This window comes from Flavobacteriales bacterium (assembly GCA_019694795.1).
Classification (GTDB): domain Bacteria; phylum Bacteroidota; class Bacteroidia; order Flavobacteriales_D; family UBA2798; genus UBA2798.
Window position 1 is genome coordinate 22,496 of record JAIBBF010000034.1, and the last position, 6,535, is coordinate 29,030.

Genomic DNA, 6,535 nt, shown 5'->3' on the forward strand with positions numbered 1-6,535 from the left:
CTACTCAGGCATTAAGTTTTCTCCAGAGTAAATCTTTCAGCTCCTGAATTCCGAGTCCGCTAACCGATGATATAAACAAACATTCTACTCCTTTCGGAATTTCCTTTTTCATTTCTTTCATCATCTGTTCATCCAGCATATCGCATTTGGTAATGGCCAGCACGCGGTCTTTATGCAATAATTCTGGATTATACATTTTAAGTTCATTTTCCAATACAGCGAATTCTTTAGCGATATCGTCCGAATCGGCAGGAACCATGAATAACAAAATAGAATTTCGTTCTATATGACGAAGAAAACGGTGACCAAGTCCTTTACCTAAATGCGCTCCTTCTATAATTCCCGGAATATCGGCAACTATAAAAGATCTGTAATCGCGGTATTTTACAATTCCGAGATTGGGAACCATCGTGGTAAAAGGATAATCTGCGATCTCCGGTTTTGCAGCTGAGATTACACTGAGTAATGTTGATTTACCTGCATTGGGAAATCCGACTAATCCGACATCGGCAAGGACTTTCAATTCAAGTATTTTCCATTCTTCTCTACCGGGTTCTCCGGGTTGAGCATAAGTTGGAGCCTGATTGGTGGATGTTTTAAAATTTTCATTTCCGAGTCCACCTCTACCGCCGGGAGTAAGAATACGTTCTTCGCCGTCTTTGGTAATTTCAAAATGAATCTCACCCGTTTCAGCATCACGGGCCACCGTGCCGAGGGGAACTTCAAGAATTTCATCGCGACCACTACGTCCCGTCATGCGACTGGAACCTCCGTTAACGCCGGCTTCTGCAATAACATGCTTGCGGTATTTCAAGTGAATGAGGGTCCACAATTGTGAGTTACCCCGCAGAATGATATGTCCGCCGCGACCACCATCTCCGCCATCGGGACCACCATTCGGATTTCCTTTTGCGCGATGAAAATGGGCAGAACCAGCTCCGCCTTTTCCGGAACGACAACAAATTTTTACGTAATCAACGAAATTGGAATCCATGGTGTATCCCCTTTTAAAAAGAGGTGCTTTAAAAAATAAAATTATTTTACTGTAGCGCTGGAAATTGCTTCTGCCAAACGATTGAAAATTTCTTCAATGGTTCCGATGCCATGTATTTCGTGACACTTATTCTGATGCTGATAATAATCTTTTACCGGCGCAGTTTCTGCATTGTAAACGTTAATGCGATTTTGAATGACGTTCGGATCTTTATCATCCGGACGACCAGAAGTTTCTCCGCGTTTAATCAATCGCGCTTTTAATTCTGCTTCCGGAACTTCCAATGATAACATAGCAGTAATGCTGTGTCCTTTCGAATTTAAAAATGCATCCAGTGCTTCTGCTTGTGCAGAGGTACGTGGAAATCCATCGAAAATAAATCCTTGTGCATTCGGATGTTTGTTCACTTCCGACTCCAGCATTTTGATGGTTACTTCGTCTGGAACCAATTGTCCTTTGTCGATATAACTTTTTGCCAGCGTACCAAGTTCTGTACCTCCTTTAATGTTGGCACGAAAAATATCACCGGTAGAAAGGTGTACTAATCCGTATTTTTTAATGAGGTTCTCTGACTGAGTTCCCTTACCTGCACCCGGAGGTCCGAATAAAACGATGTTCAGCATAAGCTTTAATTTATTATTCAACAATCTTGTATATATCTTTCAGGTTTCTTCCTAATCCATCGTAATCCAACCCATATCCCACAATAAAATCATTGGGAATTTCAATGGCAGGATAATGAATCTCAGATTTGCCTTTATATGCATTTGGCTTGTACAACAAGGTTGCAATACGCACCGAAGCAGGTGATAATCGTTGCAGTGCCTCCACTACTTTGTCCACTGTTAATCCGGTATCTACAATATCCTCAATAACGATAATGTCCTTTTCGCGAATATCTTCATTAAGACCGATGAGTTCGCGGACTTCACCTGTAGAGGTGGTACCGTGATAAGAAGCTAATTTTACAAATGAAATATGACAATCACCTTTGAACTCGCGCAGTAAATCGGCAGCGAACATGAATGAGCCATTGAGAACGGCGAGAAAAACCGGACTCTTACCTGCATAATCTGCACTGATCTTTTCGCCCAGTTGAGCAATGCGATCCGCAATCTGTTCCGCCCCAATATAGGGTGCGAACTCCTTATCCTTCAGCTTAATTTTTTGCATAAAAAGCAAAGATAGTCAATTTGAACGACTTTGGGAAGGAAAAAATAGGGTTGACGCCTTACTCTTTCCTGATTACCAACTCATTGCGGTCGGAAAAATTGATTTTATGCAACTGTAGTGCGTTTCCACATCCACATTTGGAAGCCAAGCATGATGGTGGATAACAACAGATGGATGGGTTGCAAAATGGCCGGCATGGCAAAATAGGAAAGCAGCGCACCACTGATAACGGCGATTCCGATTACGGTAAATAATCCTTTAATGCCCGGAACCATTCCCTGGGTTTTCCACCAGATGAATAAGGTGCTTAGCACAATCATCCAGGAGAATGACCGGTGTACATAAAAAATCGTGCTCAACTGATCAATCCATAAATGGCGACTTCCTCCCTGATGTGCTTCGGCGATGACATCAATCTGTTGCCGGATTTGTGTCCCCATTAATATTTGCGCAAAAGCGATGAACAATATGAGTCCGATTACCCAACGCACTGGTGTGCTGACTTTCACTTTTGGTAAATCCTGACAAATAGCGATGAGTCGAACCTGCAATAATATAATGACCAAGGCCAGCAACATATGCACTGTTAACACCCATGGGACAATTTTCGTTGCTACAACTACTGCACCGAACCATGCTGTTAACATGATTAAAACCAAATTGAGAAAACTCAGAATGGTAATCCATTTATTGCGCTTAAAAAACCACAATGAAATAACGAATTGCAACAAAGTAAGATTACCGGAAATAAATCCGATTAAACGATTGACGTATTCGGTCCAGGTTTTCGCTGCATTAAAATCTTGTTCTTCCAATAAAGAAGGATCATTCCGCATGGCATTTGCTTCCGATTGAAATCCGGTTTTATCGAGTAGGCGACAAAAATTCTCCAGCTTTTTAGCGCGTTTGGCCGAATAGATTTCTTTGTAATTAACCGGGATCTGAGAGATATCGGTAGGCGGAACCCATTGTCCGAAACATTTCGGCCAATCCGGACAACCCATTCCTGAACCACTCATTCGTACTACGGAACCAGCTATAATTACCAAGTAAATGGAAACCAGCGTGATTTTTGTCAGCTTTAAAAATCCTTTCATAACGAGGACAAATTTACTGTCCCATTTTATGTACTTTGCATCAGAACAAAAATAATTTTCATCAAAAGCATGCAACCTTTCCGCTTTTGTTTGTCGTTATGTTGTACAAAACCTGCATTATGAAAAGAAAATTAGTTGTGCTGATATTGCTCATTGTTTCCAATGTTGCTGTAGCACAGGAAAAAAAAGAACGTGCAGAAGAGGCCGGTCAGTTTCAAATGGGACTACGGAGCACGATGAGTCTGTTTGGAGATGATGATTTAATCGGTGTAGGTACGGGTGGTCAATTCCGTTTAAGACTAAACAAACGACTCAATACCGAATGGTTTGCCGACTATATTCAAACCGATTTGTGGGGAGCAGGAAGAAGAAGTGATGGTCATATTGGCTGGAGTGTCATGTTCTATCCTTTTTCCACCGGTGAAAAAAAGCTACAACCTTATTTTTTGGCAGGGCATTGTTTTGATTATACCCGGGTTGTACCATTTAACACACTCACTGAATTAAAAACCGACGAAGCACAAAAACGCTGGAGTTCCGCCACCCAGGCCGGAGCAGGTTTTCATTGGAACATCACGGATAAATTCAATATGTCGTTTTCTGCCCAATACATGATTCATCTGGGCAAGGACCTGCATTATGAAATGGAAGAAGTTAACGGTGTAAAAGAATTGCACATGGAGGATCCTGTAAATGCAACTTCTACACTCGAAGGTCACTTACTCCTAACAATGAGTCTTAACATTCGAATTGCTGATTTATGGTGAAGAAATTTTTAATTCTTACGGCTTTATTCGGTACACTTATACCTGGTAAAGCGCAGGGAGGGAGTCAGTACATTCACAAAGGACTCATCGCCGCGCGCGGTGCATTGTGTTATGGAAAAATGTTCGATTTAAAAGCGAATAATATTTACCTCGATGGAAATGTAGAGTACTATCTCGATAACAAAGTTTCCTTGCGCGGAGATGGATATTTATTTATGAATTCATTCAACGGTAACAAACCCTTAAAAATTCATCATTCTTTATTTGCGGGTCCGCTCTACCATTTTAAAACCAATATTTCCTTCGATCCCTATATCGGATTACAACCGGGAATCAATTTAGGAGAAGCGGTGAATGCAACCTTAGGAACTCCTTCTTACAACACTCAAATTTTAATTGCGCCACCCGAAGAAATGGAAATGGTTGCAACACCATTAATTTCCCCTATCATCGGATTTAATTTTTACGGAACAAAATGGTTTCACATTTGGTGTAATCTCCGGTATATTCAGGGACGTTTTTTAGATAATTATAATTCGGCTTCACTCAGTGAATTCAGGGTTTCTTTTGGTTTAGGTTTTAATATACGCTAATGAAAAAATTACTTTTTGTTCCACTTGCATTTATGCTTGTGTTGAGCGCATGTAAACGCGATGAAGAACCCGCCAACGACACAACCCCTCCGGCTCCGGAATTAAATTCATCAACACCCGTGTTGGGTTACGGCATGCTGGATAAAATCCGCGGAATTTGGAGTGGACCTTTAAGTTCCACAACAGCATTAGGCGGATTTCCGGATTGGACAGTAGATTTACGTCCGATAGCACCTTCGCAAATTTCCTCGAAATCGGAATTGGATTCGCTGAACGATATTTTCATGTCTTTTTTTCTTACCAAATACAACAACGAATACCGCATTGCATTTAGAAATGGAGGCGGTTTTTCCGGATCACAACGAATTTCTTATTTACTCTGCGATAGCGTTTATGAAGATGCGCAAACCAGTTATTACCGCTACTCCGACTTTGTAATGGGAATTCAACGCGCTTATTCGGAATTCACATTCAGAAACGACAGTCTGTATATGAAAACATATACGAATCATTACAACACTACCAATCCTGCTCAATTACACATGTCGTGGAATGCGGTGCGTAAGGACACCACATCTCAACATGCAGCAGATAGCATTCACCATTTCCCGCAAAAGGAATTACAAAAAGATCTGAGCACTGCATTTAATTCTATGACGGAATCCATTTTTTATTCGGCCAATTCAGATCCTTATCCGGAAGCCGATCAACCCTACCTCGGAAAAACAACGGTAAACATCACCTATTCGGGTGTTACAATGAGTCCGGGCACCAACAGTTTTATCATTTTCACCACTCAACCGCTTTTTTCCGGCTTTACGTTTAATTCTGCCAACCTGAAATACCGTTCGCGCTATGTAATGTTGCCCATCACCGATGGTGACTACACCTTCACCTACATGCACCCCGGCACCTATTGGGCTTATGTATTACACGATGAAAACGGCGATGGTAATTTTTCCACCGGCGATCATATGAACAGTCCTTTATCGCCAATCACCTTTACATTGGGGGCCCTGGGGAACCAAACGGTGATCATTACGGTGGGTTTCACCATTCCTTAAGAAATTTTAACGCTCCAATGGCTCAATAAGGAGGGCCTTTTGATAAATGACTTGGATTGGCAACCTTTTTGCTTGTAGATTTGTCTATACAGCAAATGCTTCAACGCCTCTTCATAGCACTCTTTCTTTTTCTGGCCATCACGGCAGGTGCAACACATATTGTGGGCGGTGAAATGTATTACGATTGTTTGGGTAACGATCAGTACCGCGTTACCATGAAAATTTACCGCGATTGTGGTCCCGCCAACACCAACGGTACAGGTTTCGATAATCCCGCTCCGGTTGCTGTTTATCGTAACGGAATTTTATTCCAAACCGTGAATCCCACCATTGGAGGAATTGTGAATGTTCCCATTGTGATCAATGATCCGTGTTTATCGGCTCCACCGAATATTTGTGTTGAACAGGCCACGTATACTTTTACAGTTAATTTACCACCCGATCCTTCCGGCTACGATATCGTTTACCAACGCTGTTGTCATAATCCGAATATTTTGAACGTGCTCAATCCCCAGGATGCAGGATCTTCCTTTATCTCTCACATTCCGGGAAGTGGATTGGGAATCTGTAATTCGAGTCCGAGATTTAATTCATTACCACCGCTGGTGATGTGTAACAATTCCGATTTTGTGTTTGATCATTCGGCTACCGATCCGGATGGCGATCAATTAAGCTATGCGTTTTATACGCCCTTTTTAGGCGGAGATCCATTTGCTCCACTTCCCAATCCCCCACTTCCTCCACCATTCGGAAACATCACCTGGCAAGGTGGATTTTCGCAGAATAATCAGATTACAGGAAATCCTGCATTTACGGTGAATTCTTCTTCGGGATTGTTAACGGGGAC

General features: G+C 41.9%; 8 protein-coding genes. 4 read left to right on the forward strand and 4 right to left on the reverse strand.

What is annotated here, in order from left to right:
• Positions 1 to 4: 4 nt before the first annotated feature.
• From obgE to K1X56_10635, 4 genes are all read right to left on the reverse strand, one after another.
• On the reverse strand, positions 5 to 994 hold the full coding sequence (gene obgE / locus K1X56_10620) for a GTPase ObgE (protein MBX7095168.1): 990 nt from the start codon (positions 992 to 994) through the stop codon (positions 5 to 7).
• Between the two features lie 41 nt (positions 995 to 1,035).
• Positions 1,036 to 1,617, reverse strand: coding sequence for an adenylate kinase (locus K1X56_10625; protein MBX7095169.1), 582 nt, complete (start codon positions 1,615 to 1,617; stop codon positions 1,036 to 1,038).
• Between the two features lie 13 nt (positions 1,618 to 1,630).
• Positions 1,631 to 2,167: a hypoxanthine phosphoribosyltransferase gene (gene hpt, locus K1X56_10630; protein MBX7095170.1), complete on the reverse strand. Its 537-nt coding sequence runs from the start codon at positions 2,165 to 2,167 to the stop codon at positions 1,631 to 1,633.
• 104 nt (positions 2,168 to 2,271) lie between these two features.
• Complete coding sequence (locus K1X56_10635; protein ID MBX7095171.1) at positions 2,272 to 3,264, reverse strand: COX15/CtaA family protein; 993 nt, start codon at positions 3,262 to 3,264, stop codon at positions 2,272 to 2,274.
• 119 nt (positions 3,265 to 3,383) lie between these two features.
• Here K1X56_10635 and K1X56_10640 point away from each other — a divergent pair, with 119 nt between their 5' ends.
• The 4 genes from K1X56_10640 to K1X56_10655 all read left to right on the forward strand — a co-directional run.
• Positions 3,384 to 4,031: a hypothetical protein gene (locus tag K1X56_10640; GenBank protein ID MBX7095172.1), complete on the forward strand. Its 648-nt coding sequence runs from the start codon at positions 3,384 to 3,386 to the stop codon at positions 4,029 to 4,031.
• The gene (locus tag K1X56_10645; protein MBX7095173.1) at positions 4,025 to 4,624 is read left to right on the forward strand and encodes a hypothetical protein; all 600 of its coding nucleotides are present in this window, start codon (positions 4,025 to 4,027) and stop codon (positions 4,622 to 4,624) included. The genes K1X56_10640 and K1X56_10645 overlap by 7 nt, the downstream gene beginning before the upstream one ends.
• The gene (locus tag K1X56_10650; GenBank protein MBX7095174.1) at positions 4,624 to 5,688 is read left to right on the forward strand and encodes a DUF2782 domain-containing protein; all 1,065 of its coding nucleotides are present in this window, start codon (positions 4,624 to 4,626) and stop codon (positions 5,686 to 5,688) included. Before K1X56_10645 ends, K1X56_10650 begins: the two co-directional genes overlap by 1 nt.
• A 95-nt stretch (positions 5,689 to 5,783) precedes the next feature.
• The coding region (locus K1X56_10655) for a hypothetical protein (GenBank protein ID MBX7095175.1) at positions 5,784 to 6,535 on the forward strand (752 nt) is incomplete at its 3' end.